The 14,467-nt window shown below is 43.3% G+C and carries 13 protein-coding genes; 12 read left to right on the top strand and 1 reads right to left on the bottom strand.

The features are described 5' to 3' along the window. Window positions 1-110 precede the first annotated feature (110 nt). Window positions 111-1,142 (bottom strand): S66 peptidase family protein, encoded by a 1,032-nt coding sequence (locus AB5Y61_RS09155; protein ID WP_368403921.1) that lies wholly within the window; start codon window positions 1,140-1,142, stop codon window positions 111-113. A gap of 376 nt (window positions 1,143-1,518) precedes the next feature. Between AB5Y61_RS09155 and AB5Y61_RS09150 the strand changes: the two genes are divergently transcribed. The 12 genes from AB5Y61_RS09150 to nrdD all read left to right on the top strand — a co-directional run bounded on the left by AB5Y61_RS09150 (window position 1,519) and on the right by nrdD (window position 14,457). After that, entirely contained in the window at window positions 1,519-2,787 is a 1,269-nt protein-coding gene (locus AB5Y61_RS09150) for a competence/damage-inducible protein A (protein ID WP_195529622.1), read from the top strand. 120 nt (window positions 2,788-2,907) lie between these two features. Then, window positions 2,908-4,053 carry a recombinase RecA gene (gene recA, locus AB5Y61_RS09145; protein WP_003002082.1) on the top strand — a complete coding sequence of 382 codons (1,146 nt, stop codon included), beginning with the start codon at window positions 2,908-2,910 and terminating at the stop codon, window positions 4,051-4,053. A gap of 87 nt (window positions 4,054-4,140) precedes the next feature. Then, window positions 4,141-4,539: a transcriptional regulator Spx gene (gene spx / locus AB5Y61_RS09140; RefSeq protein WP_003009108.1), complete on the top strand. Its 399-nt coding sequence runs from the start codon at window positions 4,141-4,143 to the stop codon at window positions 4,537-4,539. Between the two features lie 135 nt (window positions 4,540-4,674). After that, the gene (locus AB5Y61_RS09135) at window positions 4,675-5,271 is read left to right on the top strand and encodes an SP0191 family lipoprotein (RefSeq protein WP_031576799.1); all 597 of its coding nucleotides are present in this window, start codon (window positions 4,675-4,677) and stop codon (window positions 5,269-5,271) included. Window positions 5,272-5,394: 123 nt separating this feature from the next. Further along, on the top strand, window positions 5,395-5,661 hold the full coding sequence (locus AB5Y61_RS09130) for an IreB family regulatory phosphoprotein (protein ID WP_003002070.1): 267 nt from the start codon (window positions 5,395-5,397) through the stop codon (window positions 5,659-5,661). Further along, window positions 5,661-6,080, top strand: coding sequence for a Holliday junction resolvase RuvX (gene ruvX, locus AB5Y61_RS09125; protein ID WP_023919889.1), 420 nt, complete (start codon window positions 5,661-5,663; stop codon window positions 6,078-6,080). The genes AB5Y61_RS09130 and ruvX overlap by 1 nt, the downstream gene beginning before the upstream one ends. Before the next feature lie 22 nt (window positions 6,081-6,102). Next, window positions 6,103-6,408 carry a DUF1292 domain-containing protein gene (locus AB5Y61_RS09120; protein ID WP_003001941.1) on the top strand — a complete coding sequence of 102 codons (306 nt, stop codon included), beginning with the start codon at window positions 6,103-6,105 and terminating at the stop codon, window positions 6,406-6,408. A 157-nt stretch (window positions 6,409-6,565) separates the two neighbouring features. Next, on the top strand, window positions 6,566-7,798 hold the full coding sequence (locus tag AB5Y61_RS09115) for a folylpolyglutamate synthase/dihydrofolate synthase family protein (RefSeq protein WP_368403920.1): 1,233 nt from the start codon (window positions 6,566-6,568) through the stop codon (window positions 7,796-7,798). Between the two features lie 76 nt (window positions 7,799-7,874). Further along, complete coding sequence (locus AB5Y61_RS09110; protein ID WP_368403919.1) at window positions 7,875-8,285, top strand: SP_0198 family lipoprotein; 411 nt, start codon at window positions 7,875-7,877, stop codon at window positions 8,283-8,285. A 276-nt stretch (window positions 8,286-8,561) separates the two neighbouring features. Beyond that, a complete protein-coding gene (gene cls / locus AB5Y61_RS09105; RefSeq protein ID WP_368403918.1) occupies window positions 8,562-10,097 on the top strand; it encodes a cardiolipin synthase in 1,536 nt (511 codons plus the stop codon). Window positions 10,098-10,267: 170 nt separating this feature from the next. Beyond that, window positions 10,268-12,124 (top strand): MFS transporter, encoded by a 1,857-nt coding sequence (locus AB5Y61_RS09100; protein WP_368403917.1) that lies wholly within the window; start codon window positions 10,268-10,270, stop codon window positions 12,122-12,124. Between the two features lie 122 nt (window positions 12,125-12,246). Beyond that, complete coding sequence (gene nrdD / locus AB5Y61_RS09095; protein WP_368403922.1) at window positions 12,247-14,457, top strand: anaerobic ribonucleoside-triphosphate reductase; 2,211 nt, start codon at window positions 12,247-12,249, stop codon at window positions 14,455-14,457. Window positions 14,458-14,467 lie beyond the last annotated feature (10 nt).

Raw genomic sequence — 14,467 nt, 5'->3', positions numbered from 1 at the left:
AGTAGGGCTGTAAAAGCTGATGAAATCAGCGTAGTAGAGCCCACTCAACCACTGCGTCTTGCTCGACAATCCAAAGATAAATAAGAGGCTAGGACTTTTGTCCCAGCCTCTTATTTGTTATAGTCAAAGCGAATGACTTGCTCCGTTGCATCTACATGGGCGTGGACTCCGAAGGGGATAATTGCTCTTGGAGTTGCGTGTCCGACATTCAGATTATAGACAATTGGGATATTGCTATCAATGGTGTCCATTAAAGCATCCTTATAGTCGTCATAGAAGGTTTCATCCATAGGTTTTCCGACCAAGAGTCCACTGATGACTTCAAATATCCCAGTTTCTTTTAAAGCCTGCAACATTTTTTTGAAATCATCAGGTTCAGGCTGTTCTTGACTTGTTTCTAGCAATAGAATCTTTCCTTCCCAGTCGGATAAGTCAGGGAAAAGTTTGTATTTTTGGCAGAGGTCTGTGCTATCTGCGTGTAGAGAGTTGTCAAAAATATCATATAGAGACTCAAGACAACCACCGAGGATTTCCCCATCGAACTGAGCATTGCCTTGTAACAAGTCAAAACCTGTATTTGCATGGCTGACACGAGGTGTTCCCAAGGCTTTGGGACTAAAATCAGTCCGTTCCTCATACCAAACGTCACTAGGTCGAATTTCTGAGATTCTTCCCGTCTCAATCAATTCTTTGAAGTAGTGGAGGCTATATGGCAACATTTCTTTGTCTAACTCACAAATGTCTGCTAGAAAGGATTGGCCATAAAAAGTCTTGATTCCTAGTTTATGCAACATGAGATGGTTCATGGTCGTATCCGAGAAACCGAGAAAAATCTTTGGTTTGATAACCTTTTGTAGTTGGTCATTTTCAAAAAGATAAGGTAGCAAGCGATAGGTATCGTTTCCACCGATGGCGCATAGGATCATCTCGATGCTATCATCAGAAAATGCCTGAATCAAATCCTCTGCACGAGCTTCAGGATGTTCTTTGATAAAATCTAAGCCTTTTAGCGAATGAGGTAAAAAGATAGGATTGAGTCCGAGGTCCTTGAGACGTTGAATACCCAAGTCCACTTCGTGCTTGACAAAGTCTTCACCCATAGTCCCACTAGATAAACTTATAATACCAATAGTAGAAGTCATATATTATCCTCCTAGAAAAAATTGATGCTATTGTATCACAAAAGATGAGGGGGAACAACAAGAATTAGAGTCAGAAGAAGGCTTTTAGATCAAGAAAGTAGTCAAAAAGCAACCGCTCGATATGGTTGCTTCGGAATATAGATAAGCTCTATCAACAATAGAAAATAGCCCTTTAGAAGCTGATTACCACATAGTTAAAACTCTTAGGAATGTTGATGTAATAGTGTTTCTAAGAATTTTTTACTTTATACTCTAAAAGAAAAAGATTGAAGAAAGTTGTCCAAAATGGACTTTATCTTCAATCTGTTTTTTAAATAATTTAGGAAATTGTGTTAAAATGAAATGAAAATTACGAATAGTATAAGTGGGAGGCACCATGAAGGCGGAAATTATTGCAGTTGGAACAGAAATTCTAACAGGACAAATTGTGAACACCAATGCTCAATTCTTGTCTGAAAAATTGGCTAGTTTAGGGATTGATGTCTATTATCATGTGGCGGTAGGAGACAATGAAGGTCGCCTCTTCTCGACCATTGAGACAGCTTCAAAACGCAGTGATTTGGTGATTTTATGTGGTGGACTTGGGCCAACAGAGGATGATTTGACCAAGCAAACCCTTGCTAAGTTTTTAGGGAAAGAACTGGTTTTTGATCCAACAGCGCTTGCTAAACTCGACACCTTCTTTGCAAGTCGCCCTGATTATGTCCGGACGCCCAATAATGAGCGACAAGCACAATTGATTGCCGGTTCAATCCCCCTTCAAAACCGTACAGGTCTCGCGGTTGGAGGTTTGATTGAAGTCGACGGTGTGACCTATGTCGTTCTACCTGGTCCACCAAGTGAGTTAAAACCCATGGTCAACGAACAATTGGTGCCTCATTTGACGACAGGGGAACAGCTCTTTTCAAGAGTCTTGCGCTTCTTTGGGATTGGGGAGAGCCAGCTGGTTACGATCCTAGCAGATATCATTGAAAAGCAGAGTGATCCGACGGTTGCCCCTTATGCCAAGACAGGAGAAGTGACCTTGCGTCTGTCTACAAAGGCGAAGGATCAAACCGCAGCAGATGCGAAGCTCGATGTCTTAGAAAAGGAAATCTTATCACGTCACACGCTGGACCATCAACCCTTGCATGAACTGTTTTACGGTTATGGAGATGATAATTCGATGGCCAAGGTGGCCTTTGATCTCTTGAAAGGGACTGGTAAGACCATTACAGCTGCAGAAAGCCTGACGGCTGGCCTTTTCCAAGCGACTTTGGCAGATTTTTCAGGTGCGTCCAGCATCTTCGCTGGTGGTTTTGTCACCTATAGTCTGGAAGAAAAAAGCAAGATGTTGTCTATTCCAGCTCAAGAGTTAGAGCAACATGGAGTGGTGTCTCATTTTACAGCTCAAGCCATGGCTTCACAGGCCCGTAAGTTAACAGGATCCGATTATGGTGTTAGCCTGACCGGAGTTGCGGGGCCAGATAGTCTAGAAGGGCACCCAGCAGGGACTGTCTTTATCGGCCTTGCGACTCCAAATGGAGTAGATAGTGCCCAAGTCAATATCGCCGGACGTAGCCGGGCGGATGTCCGCGAAATTGCAGTTCTTCATGCCTTTAATTTGGTACGCTTGGCTGTATTAAATGGTGAAAATTTGGTATAATGAAGCTTGTGCCAAATGAAGAATAATTCTAAAAATGGATAGGAAATGTGCCTTTCAAAGACCGGAAAACGTCGGTGAGTTGCATGCATTTCCTGTATAGCAAAAACATAGGAGAAAAGAATGGCGAAAAAACAGAAAAAATTAGATGATATCTCTAAGAAATTTGGAGATGAGCGTGAAAAAGCGCTCAATGATGCCCTGAAGTTGATCGAAAAGGATTTTGGTAAGGGATCGATCATGCGTTTGGGCGAACGTGCAGAGCAAAAAGTACAAGTCATGAGCTCTGGTTCCTTGGCGCTTGATATTGCCTTGGGTGCTGGTGGTTATCCAAAAGGTCGGATCATCGAAATCTATGGTCCAGAATCATCTGGTAAAACAACCGTTGCCCTCCATGCAGTAGCGCAAGCACAGAAAGAAGGAGGCATTGCTGCCTTTATCGATGCCGAGCATGCCTTGGATCCATCTTATGCAGCAGCTCTTGGGGTCAATATCGATGAACTTCTCTTGTCTCAACCAGACTCAGGGGAACAAGGACTTGAAATTGCTGGTAAATTGATCGACTCTGGTGCGGTTGATTTGGTGGTTGTCGACTCTGTTGCGGCTTTGGTACCACGTGCAGAAATCGATGGAGATATCGGGGATAGCCACGTTGGTTTGCAAGCGCGGATGATGAGCCAAGCGATGCGTAAACTCGGAGCTTCGATCAATAAGACCAAGACCATTGCCATCTTTATCAACCAATTGCGTGAAAAAGTTGGGGTCATGTTTGGGAACCCTGAAACCACACCTGGTGGTCGTGCCCTGAAATTCTACGCTTCTGTTCGTCTAGATGTTCGTGGAAACACTCAAATCAAGGGGACTGGGGACCAAAAAGATACCAACGTTGGTAAGGAAACCAAGATCAAGGTTGTGAAGAACAAGGTAGCTCCACCGTTCAAAGAAGCCATGGTCGAAATCATGTACGGGGAAGGAATTTCACGTACAGGTGAATTGGTGAAGATTGCAACAGATTTGGATATCATCCAAAAAGCGGGTGCGTGGTACTCCTATAATGGCGAAAAAATTGGTCAAGGATCTGAAAATGCTAAGAAATTCTTGGCTGACCACCCAGAAATTTTTGACGAAATCGACCACAAGGTTCGGGTTCATTTTGGTTTGATCGAAGAAGACGAAGCAGTGAAAACCCTTGATAAAACTGAAGAAGCAGCTCCTGTCGTAGAAGAAGTAACTCTAGATTTAGATGACGCGATTGAAATTGAAGATTAATTTTTTTCAAAATAGGTCGCTAGACTGATGGTTTTTGTGTTATAATTTAATACGATAGTATTATCGTGTAGCGAAAGGAGTGCATGCATGATTAAAATTTATACAGTGTCAAGTTGCACCAGCTGTAAAAAAGCAAAGACTTGGCTCAACGCTCATCAGCTAACCTATAAAGAACAAAACCTCGGTAAGGAAGGGATCACCAAAGAAGAATTATTGGATATCCTTACAAAGACTGAAAATGGAGTGGCAAGTATTGTCTCTTCAAAAAATCGATACGCTAAAAATCTAGGAGTGGACATCGAAGACTTGAGTGTCAATGAAGTCATTGACATCATCATGGAAACACCTCGTATTCTTAAAAGTCCGATCTTGGTAGATGACAAACGTCTCCAAGTGGGCTACAAAGAAGACGATATTCGTGCCTTCTTGCCACGATCAGTTCGAAATGTAGAAAATGCAGAAGCGCGGATGCGTGCAGCTCTTTAAAGCGATTGAAAATCAGAAACAATTTGTTTCTGATTTTTTCTTTTTAAAAATCGAAATGGAAAGCAGTTTACTGCGCCATTTTACCAAATCTATGATACAATATTTTAGAAAACAATAACTAGTAAGGAATGGAAAATGAAAAGGAAAATCTTCTTATTGGGTGCACTTGCCTTGTGTTTGACTGGATGCGGTCAAAAAAAACAAGCGAAAACGCCAAATTCAAGTGAACAAAAGGCAATCCAAGCAAAAGCAGAGCAACTGCAAAAGGATAATAAGAGTATCCTGCAAAAAGCTGAAGAAAATAAAGTCATCACTAGAACCTTTGTCTTTCCAAAAGATGACAAGGGGACACAACAAACGCAAATCGTCACCTATGTGGGGAATACCTTTAAAAAATTGGAGACCATCAATGTGACGGCAACAGATGAGGAGTTGAAAAAAGGGATCCAACAGGTTGGAGTCGAGGAAGCACAAAAGCAATTGAGAGAATCCTTTAACAAGGACGATGCCTTTAAGGAAGCTTTGACAGTGCCAGGTTTCACAGCTGATTTAACCTTGGAAAATGAGAATGAATACAAGGTAACCATCACCTATGACTTTGAAGCGATGGATGTGAAGAAGGCCGAAGGCATGACTTACTTCAAAAACAATCACTTACCAGAGTTGTTGAAGCTGACACCGAGTCAATTTGCGGATAATCTTATCAATGCTGGAGCAAGTGAGCAAAAATAAAAAACAGTTTAGCTAAAATAGCTCAAAAATGCTTGAAAAAGCCGTAAAATCAAGGGCTTGGCCGTTGTGGAAAACTCTTAATTATGGTATAATAGTAATATTCTAAGGAAAGAGGGTGTTCTTGTGGGATTTACAGATGAAACAGTACGTTTTAATCTTGATGATTCAAATCGTAAGGAAATTAGCGAGACCTTGAAAGATGTTTACTTGTCACTGGATGAAAAAGGCTACAATCCAATTAATCAAATCGTAGGATACGTACTCAGTGGTGATCCTGCCTATGTACCTCGTTATAATAATGCACGGAACCAAATTCGTAAATATGAACGAGATGAGATCGTGGAAGAATTGGTACGTTATTATTTGAAAGGGCAAGGAATAGACCTCTAATGAGAATTATGGGATTGGATGTTGGCTCAAAGACCGTTGGGGTTGCTGTGAGTGATCCTCTCGGCTTTACAGCTCAGGGTCTTGAAATCATCCAAATCGATGAAGATAAAAAAGAATTCGGTTTGGAGCGCTTAGCTGAATTAGTGGCTCAATACAAGGTGGACCGTTTTGTTGTGGGCTTGCCGAAAAACATGAACAACACCAGCGGACCGCGTGTGGAAGCCAGTCAGGCTTATGGCGCCATGATTGCTGAAAAGTTTGGGTTGCCAGTCGACTACCAAGATGAACGGTTGACAACAGTTGCTGCAGAGCGGATGTTGATTGAGCAAGCAGATATTAGCCGTAGCAAACGCAAAAAAGTCATTGATAAGTTAGCGGCGCAGCTTATTTTACAAAATTATTTAGATCGCAATTTTTAGAAAGAAAACGAGGAAGAATAGTATGGCACATGATCATAACCACGACCATGAAGAACGTGAATTAATCACATTGGTGGACGAACAAGGAAATGAAACCTTGTTTGAAATTCTTTTGACCATTGATGGCAAAGAAGAATTTGGAAAGAACTATGTCCTTTTGATCCCTGCAAATGCAGAAGAAGATGAAAACGGCGAAGTTGAAATCCAAGCTTATTCATTTACAGAAAACGAAGACGGAACAGAAGGCGACCTTCAACCAATCCCAGAAGACTCAGATGCAGAATGGGATATGATCGAAGAAGTCTTCAACAGCTTTATGGAGGAGTAAAAACATCCAGTGCATGTTTTTACCCCAACTCCAAGAAATTAGAAAGAGTTGGTAAGTCCGGGGGACTTGCTGTAAAAATGAGAACGAAACAATTACAAAAGAAAGGAGCGCAAACGTCAGAGGAGGTTTTGTCGCTTTTTTCTTTTAGGAGGAAGATGTGAATAAGATTGAGCAATGGATGAATAGTCGGATCGGTCTGAATTTTCGATCGGGACTGGATCGTATGGAGCAGGCAGTGAGCCTTTTAGGGAGGCCGGATAAGGCCTATCCTATCCTTCATGTGACAGGAACCAATGGGAAGGGATCCACAATCGCCTTTCTGCGTCAATTGTTGATGGCTCATGGGAAGAAGGTTGGGACCTTTACTTCTCCTCATATGATCAGTATCCATGATCGGATTTGTATTGGGGATCAGCCGATTTCAGATGAAGATTTTACTCGGATTGGCCAAGAAGTCCAACAAATGGAGCAGACCTTGCTTCAAACCCAGGACCAACTCTCTTATTTTGAGATTATCTGCCTCATGGCTCTCTTGTATTTTAAGGAACAAGCTGTGGATGTGGTCTTGCTGGAAGTTGGTATCGGAGGGCTTCTGGATACGACCAACGTAGTGACGGGAGAGATCGCAGTGATCACTTCAGTTGGCCTCGATCACCAAGAAACACTGGGAGGGACGATTGCGGAAATCGCCCAGCAAAAGGCAGGAATCTTTAAGAAGGGCAAGAAAGCTGTTGTGGGTCCCTTGTCGGATGATGCTATAACTGTTTGTCAAGAAAAAGCGAAGCAATTGGATGTGGATCTCTACGCCTTCCAGAACGATTTTGGCTTAGAGCAGGATCGTTTTTGGAATGAAAACGTGGAACTTGTCTTGCCGTCTCTGGGTTTGAAGGGTGATTACCAACGGGAAAATGCTGCAGTAGCTTTGGAGGCCTTTTTCCTCTATATGGAGGGCCTAGATCAAGAAGTGGATATGGAGCAGGTCAAACACGCCTTGCAAGAGACAAGGTGGCCGGGCCGTCTAGAGTTATTTGGCGACCAGGTGTATCTGGATGGCGCTCATAATCCTCATGCTATGTTGCGCTTGATCGAGTTTGCCAATAGCTTAGCAGGAAAGCGCGTGAAGATTTTATTCGGTGCTCTCAAACGAAAAGATTATAGTGGGATGCTCCAAACGCTTCAAGCGGGATTGCCAGAAGCTGAATTGATTTTGACGACCTTTCATTACGGTGAAGTGGTGGCGCAGGGTGATCGACAAGACCTGCCTTATGTGGCTGACTACAAGGCCTATATCAAAGAGTTTATGGATCAGAGCCATCCAGATGAGGTTTTATTTGTGACAGGTTCCTTGTATTTTATTGCAGAAGTAAGGGCATTTTTATTAGAGGGGTAAACAATTGACCTAAAGACTTTCTTGGCGTATACTGGTGGTAGATAGTATACGGTTATGGCGAAAGGAGTCGATCTTAATGAAAAAAATCATGTCTATACTGACCTTGGCGGTAGCTCTTTTCCTGACTGCTTGTAGCCAGCAAGAAAAAGCAACACAGACTTCGAGCAAACAGACGTCAACTTCATCACAGACTATGACTTCGGCGAGTGAAGAACAGAAAGAAGGAGTGTCCATAGATGGTAGTTATCGAGGACAGGACGAGGAAAATACGATTCTCTTAGTTGTGACGGGGCGAAAAGGCACGTTTACGGTACAAGATGCTGATGGAGAAGAAGAGAGAAAAGAGGTCAGTATTGATCCTGTCAATCAATCCATGCGTATAGGGGATGAGCCTTATCGCTATCGGATCGAAGGAGATCAGTTATCGCTAGAAGATCTGGAGCAAGCAGAGGATGATCAAGGGGTTATCGTTTTGACCAAGCAATAAGAGACGAGAGAAGAGAGAGTGGGACAGAAATCGGTCATTCGTTAGAATTCGATTTCGTCGTCCCACCTCCGCACAGTTGAGTAGGGCTGTAAAAGCTGATGAAATTAGCGTAGTAGAGCCCACTCAACCACTGCATCTTGCTCGATAATCCAAAAACAATTGAGAGGCTAGGACTTTTGTCCCAGCCTCTTTTTGTTTGTCAAGAAGGGGTTTGGTTGGTCGTTGCATCGGGTAAAAAGAATTGGTATACTAGTAGAAAGAAAAAAGGAGGATGCTGTGACCTTTCGAAAATTACGTCTTTTAATGTCCAAGTATGGATTTAGCATTTTGTTTATGGGCTTCGAACTATGGCTATCCTTTGCGGCCTTCTTTTGGCTCAATAAATGGTTCCCGCATTGGCTATCAGTTGCGGTCATTGGGATCTTATATGTGTCGACGATCCTAGCTATTGTTAACCGCAATACCCCTCCCGAAAATAAGGTGACTTGGCTCTTGATTGCGGTCATTCCTGTCTTTGGATCGCTCTTATACCTCATGTTTGGCGAGCGGCGTTTGTCCAAGAAGGAAATGATCCAGCTGAAAAATATGGAATCCATGAAGTTTAGAGAGGATAACAGCCAGCAATTGCGTAAGGAACTCAAGCAAGAAAGCAAGGCGGTTTATGGCTTGGTCAAGTCGATTTTATCCATGGACCACAATGCGGATCTCTACAATGGGACGGCATCAACCTTTTATCCTCTAGGAGAGGACATGTATGCGCAACTACTAGAGGATCTGCGAGCAGCGAAAAAATTTATCTTTATCGAGTTTTACATCATTGACGAGGGCTTGATGTGGAACAGTATCTTAGAGATTTTAGAGCAGAAAGTGAAAGAGGGGGTTGAAGTTAAACTCCTTTATGATGATATCGGCTGTATGGCGACTTTGGCTGGAAACTATACCAAACGATTGAGAAAAATGGGGATTGATGCCCATAAATTTAACAAGGTGATCCCCCGCTTAACGGTAGCTTATAACAACCGAGACCACCGTAAGATACTGGTCATTGATGGTCAGATCGGCTATACGGGTGGGGTCAATTTGGCAGACGAGTACATCAACCACATTGAACGGTTTGGTCACTGGAAGGACAGTGCCATCCGCTTGGATGGACGAGCTGTTAAGGCCTTAACGCGACTGTTCCTCATGAACTGGTACATCAACCGTGGGGAAATCGAGGATTTTGACCGCTACCATATTGAAAACAAGGCGGTCAAAGGCGAAGGGCTCTACATCCCCTATGGAAGCGGTCCAAAACCGATTTACAAGTCACAGGTTGGAAAGACGGTTTATCAAAATATGATCAACCAAGCGACGGATTATGTCTATATCACGACTCCTTACTTGATCATCGATTATGATTTGACAGAAGATATCCGCAATGCGGCCCTTCGTGGGGTGGATGTTCGAATTGTAACCCCGCATATTCCGGATAAAAAATTAATCCAAATCGTAACTCGTGGGGCTTATTTAGATTTGATGGATGCAGGAGTGAAGATCTATGAGTACACACCTGGTTTTGTCCACAGCAAGCAAGTCCTAGCAGATGATGAAATGGCGGTTGTGGGATCGATTAACTTTGACTACCGTAGTTTGGTCCATCACTATGAAAATGCGGTCTGGATGTATCAAACGCCTGCTCTGAAAGAGATTCGATCGGACTTTGACCACATCTTTGAAGTGTCTCAAGAAATCACTGAAGATACCTTCCGCTTTACATGGCACCAAAGTTTGATCAAGGAAATTATGCAATTATTCGCACCGATGTTGTAACAAGTGTGTGAAAACAGAGAAAAGAGTCAGAAGCTGAGAGGCCTGACTCTTTTTACCTATCACTATGTGATAAGAGGCTGACAGGGTCGGCAGAATTTGGTATACTAGAGAAGATAATGAGCTTTTTTCTAAAAGGAAAAGCAGAGGAATAGTGAAGAAAAGGAAAAAGAATGAGCGAAAAAGAGCAAGAAATGACTTCGAAAAAATTAGGGCTTCACGTGGGGGATAGTTTCCAGGATACACGTGAAATTCGCGAAGTGCTAGACAAGTCGGTCTTTCGCGAAGAAGAGCCTACGCATAGTCAGCAGACAGAAGTCTTAGAGGAGCCGGTCGCGTTGGATACATCTGAGTCAATTAGTGATGTGGAGCCAGCAGTGGAAGCGGAGCTAGAACCAGTAACAGAGCCTAAGCAAGAACCAGAACAGGAACCGGAGCAACCGCTCAGTCGGATGAGTCGTCGTTCACGTAAATCGGGAGTTGAAGCGACAAAAGCGGAAGCATCTAAAGTAGAAGAGGATACGGAAGAGCTAGAAGCGGATGTAGCAGTTGAGCCGATCCGCCGTCAGCTCAAGCGTCCAGTGCCTCTAGCGATTCCTTTTGTGTTGAGTCTCTTGATTAGTTTACTGCATGTCGGGGTGCCATTTTTAACCCGTTTTGCAACCAATCAACAATCGCAAAACTTGTATGCTGGCTGGGCAATGACCAAGGGTCAAGTACCGTTTGGTGATTTTTACGGGACCAATGGTCTCCTCTATTATGCAATCAACTGGTTGGGAAGTTTAGCTGGTGGACATTGGATCTTGATGATTCTCCAAGCGATTGCCCTCTTCTTTGCGGGTACTTATCTCTATCGGGTTGTGCGCTTGCTGGTGTCTGATAAAGATACAGCGAAGAATGTCCAGTTACTCTTTTATTTCTTGGTGTTAGGCCTTGGTTTTGGAGGGACTTATGTGACTCTCTTTAGCCTTCCAATCCTATTTGCCAGCATGAATTTCATTTTGGCTTATTTGATTGGGCATCGTAAGGATGAAGGCTTTATCCTTTATGGTGCGATTGCAGCTGTGGCTTTCTTGATTGATCCGATGACCAGTGCCCTGTTTTATTTGTTGGCCTTCCTTGGATTAACGGCCTTTAATATCAAGCAAAAGAGATGGGCGCGTGGCTTTTATCAACTGCTGGCAGCTCTCCTTGGTTTTTCACTCGTCTTTTACCCAATTGGCTATATCACCGTTTTGAATCAGACTTTTGGTTATGCCATTAATCAAGTGACCTATGTCTTTAATGCCTTGAATTTTACTAATGGACAGACCTTCAGTAATGCCATTTATTATGGACTGTTGGCGCTGGCCTTTGGCTTAGTCTCTGCCTTTTTGATGTCCTTTACCAAGCAAAATAGCAGCGCTCGCCGGATCTTCCGCTTTATGGGATGGGCAGGTAGCCTGGTAGTCCTCATCGTGTCGATTGGTCTTCCTGAACAAGGCGCTTACCAATTGTTGCCAATGTTGCCATTTGTTCTTCCTTTGTTTGCGATCTGGTTCTCACGAGATGGGGAAGAAAACGATGGGATCGAACGTCGTGGTCGGAAGAAGAAAAACAAGGAAGTTTGGGCCGCTTACTTTACGAGCCAAGTTTTCTTACCGCTAGTAGCCCTTGTCTATCTGTTGGCGAATCCGGTGGTTCAAGATGTCGTGCTTCAGTCTGGTCAATCCAGTGAACGGAGTGCTATTGCCAGCTACATTAAAAATCACACCAAGTCGAAAGATACCATCTATGCTTGGGATACGACAGCTACTCTCTATCAAGAAAGCGATCGTTTGGCAGCTTCTGCCTTATTGACTCCGACATCTTATCTGGGAATTAATGAAAATCGGACCAATGTGATCCAACAAATCGATCGGTCTGAACCTAAGTATATTGTGGTCAACAATCAGGTAGAATTGACCTCCAAAATGAAGGACTTGCTCAAAGAAAATTATCGTCTGTTTGAGAAGAAATACCGTCATTTCAAACTCTATCAACGCTCTTAAGAAAATCAATATCTTGTGCTTTAGAAAGTTTTTTATAAAATTTTCCACAAGATATTGATTTTTATTTTTGGAGTGGTATAATACAACTTGTATGTAAATAAATGAAGAGAGGCATGTTTGGTATGATCACCTTGAGAGAAGAAAAACTGAGAATGGCCCCGGATATTTTTGTTGAAAAACGAGATGGCCGTCGTGTTCCATTCGATGTTGAAAAAATTTATAAAGCCTTGTTGAAGGCGACAGAAGAAGTGACTTCTCTCACTCCCGTGATGGAAGCCAAACTAGAAGCCATTGTCGATCGTGTGATCGCAGAGATTTTGGAACGTTTTCCAAATGGCGTGAAGATCTATGAGATTCAAAATGTCGTCGAGCATGAATTGCTTCAAGCTAATGAATATGCGATTGCTGAGAGCTACATTACTTATCGTACCCAGCGGGATTTTGAGCGCTCAAAAGCGACGGATATCAACTTTACGATTGGCAAACTCCTCAATAAGGACCAAGCCGTCGTCAATGAAAATGCCAATAAGGATAGCGATGTCTTTAACACGCAACGGGACTTGACGGCAGGGATCGTTGGTAAGTCTATTGGTCTTAAAATGTTGCCCAAACACGTAGCCAATGCTCACCAAAAAGGGGACATCCACTACCATGATTTGGACTATAGCCCTTATACACCGATGACCAACTGTTGTTTGATCGATTTTGAAGGCATGCTCAGAAATGGCTTCAAAATCGGGAATGCAGAAGTCGAAAGTCCTAAGTCTATCCAAACTGCAACGGCACAAATCTCGCAGATTATTGCCAATGTGGCCTCTAGTCAGTATGGTGGCTGTTCAGCAGACCGGATCGATGAAGTCTTGGCCCCTTATGCAGAAAAGAACTACCAAAAACACTTAGCGGATGCCAAAGAGTGGGTACTTCCTGAAAAGCAAGAGGACTATGCTTGGAGTAAGACTCAAAAAGACATCTATGATGCCATGCAATCGCTAGAATATGAGATCAATACCCTCTTTACTTCAAACGGACAAACTCCTTTCACTTCGCTTGGTTTTGGTCTTGGAACCAATCGCTTCGAACGGGAAATCCAAAAGGCGATTCTGGAAATTCGGATTAAGGGTCTTGGATCGGAACATCGGACAGCCATTTTTCCAAAATTAATCTTTACCCTCAAGCGGGGGCTCAACCTAGAGCCTGGAACGCCTAACTATGATATCAAGCAATTGGCCTTGGAATGTGCTACGAAACGCATGTATCCAGATGTCCTCTCTTATGACAAGATTGTAGAATTGACAGGCTCCTTCAAGGTTCCGATGGGATGTCGCTCTTTCCTTCAAGGTTGGAAGGACGAGAATGGTGTGGAAGTCAATTCTGGCCGGATGAATCTTGGAGTCGTGACGGTCAATTTACCTCGAATTGCCTTGGAATCTGGCGGAGACAAGGAGAAGTTCTGGCAAATCTTTAATGAACGGATGAATATCGCTGAAGATGCCTTGGTTTACCGGGTGGAACGCACCAAAGAAGCGACACCAGCCAATGCACCGATTCTCTACCAATATGGCGCTTTCGGAAAACGCTTGGGCAAATATGACCAGGTAGATCAGCTCTTCCGTCATCGCAGAGCAACTGTTTCTCTTGGCTATATCGGACTCTATGAAGTTGCAACCGTCTTTTATGGTCCAAATTGGGAACACAATCCAGAAGCCAAACAATTCACGATCGATATCATCAAGGATATGAAAGCGCGCGTGGAAGAATGGTCTGACCAGTATGATTACCACTTCTCTATTTATTCGACACCGTCAGAAAGCTTGACAGACCGCTTCTGTCGCCTGGATACGGAGAAATTTGGTAAGGTTCCGGATATCACAGACAAGGAATACTACACCAATAGTTTCCACTACGATGTTCGTAAGAACCCAACCCCATTTGAGAAGTTGGATTTTGAAAAAGTTTATCCTGAAGCAGGGGCGTCTGGTGGCTTTATCCACTATTGTGAATACCCTGTGCTCCAACAAAATCCAAAAGCCCTTGAAGCGGTTTGGGATTATGCCTATGACCGGGTCGGTTATCTCGGAACCAATACGCCGATTGACCGTTGTTACAAGTGTGATTTTGAAGGAGATTTCACACCGACTGAGCGCGGATTTGCTTGTCCAAACTGTGGCAATAGCGATCCGAAAACGGTCGATGTGGTCAAACGGACCTGTGGTTATCTAGGAAACCCACAAGCTCGCCCCATGGTCAATGGACGACATAAAGAAATCGCGGCGCGTGTCAAACACATGAACGGGTCTACCATCAAGTATGGTGGACATGAAGTGACAGATTAGAAAAGGACAT

The sequence above is a fragment of the Streptococcus parasanguinis genome (genome assembly GCF_040908565.1).
Taxonomy (GTDB): domain Bacteria; phylum Bacillota; class Bacilli; order Lactobacillales; family Streptococcaceae; genus Streptococcus; species Streptococcus parasanguinis_AC.
This window is presented reverse-complemented; position numbering and strand designations above follow the sequence as displayed.

Coding starts and splice junctions, on each gene's coding strand:
- AB5Y61_RS09155 (WP_368403921.1), bottom strand. CDS start 1,142: ATGACTTCTACTATTGGTATTATAAGTTTATCTAGTGGGACTATGGGT.
- AB5Y61_RS09150 (WP_195529622.1), top strand. CDS start 1,519: ATGAAGGCGGAAATTATTGCAGTTGGAACAGAAATTCTAACAGGACAA.
- recA (WP_003002082.1), top strand. CDS start 2,908: ATGGCGAAAAAACAGAAAAAATTAGATGATATCTCTAAGAAATTTGGA.
- spx (WP_003009108.1), top strand. CDS start 4,141: ATGATTAAAATTTATACAGTGTCAAGTTGCACCAGCTGTAAAAAAGCA.
- AB5Y61_RS09135 (WP_031576799.1), top strand. CDS start 4,675: ATGAAAAGGAAAATCTTCTTATTGGGTGCACTTGCCTTGTGTTTGACT.
- ruvX (WP_023919889.1), top strand. CDS start 5,661: ATGAGAATTATGGGATTGGATGTTGGCTCAAAGACCGTTGGGGTTGCT.
- AB5Y61_RS09120 (WP_003001941.1), top strand. CDS start 6,103: ATGGCACATGATCATAACCACGACCATGAAGAACGTGAATTAATCACA.
- AB5Y61_RS09110 (WP_368403919.1), top strand. CDS start 7,875: ATGAAAAAAATCATGTCTATACTGACCTTGGCGGTAGCTCTTTTCCTG.
- AB5Y61_RS09100 (WP_368403917.1), top strand. CDS start 10,268: ATGAGCGAAAAAGAGCAAGAAATGACTTCGAAAAAATTAGGGCTTCAC.
- nrdD (WP_368403922.1), top strand. CDS start 12,247: ATGATCACCTTGAGAGAAGAAAAACTGAGAATGGCCCCGGATATTTTT.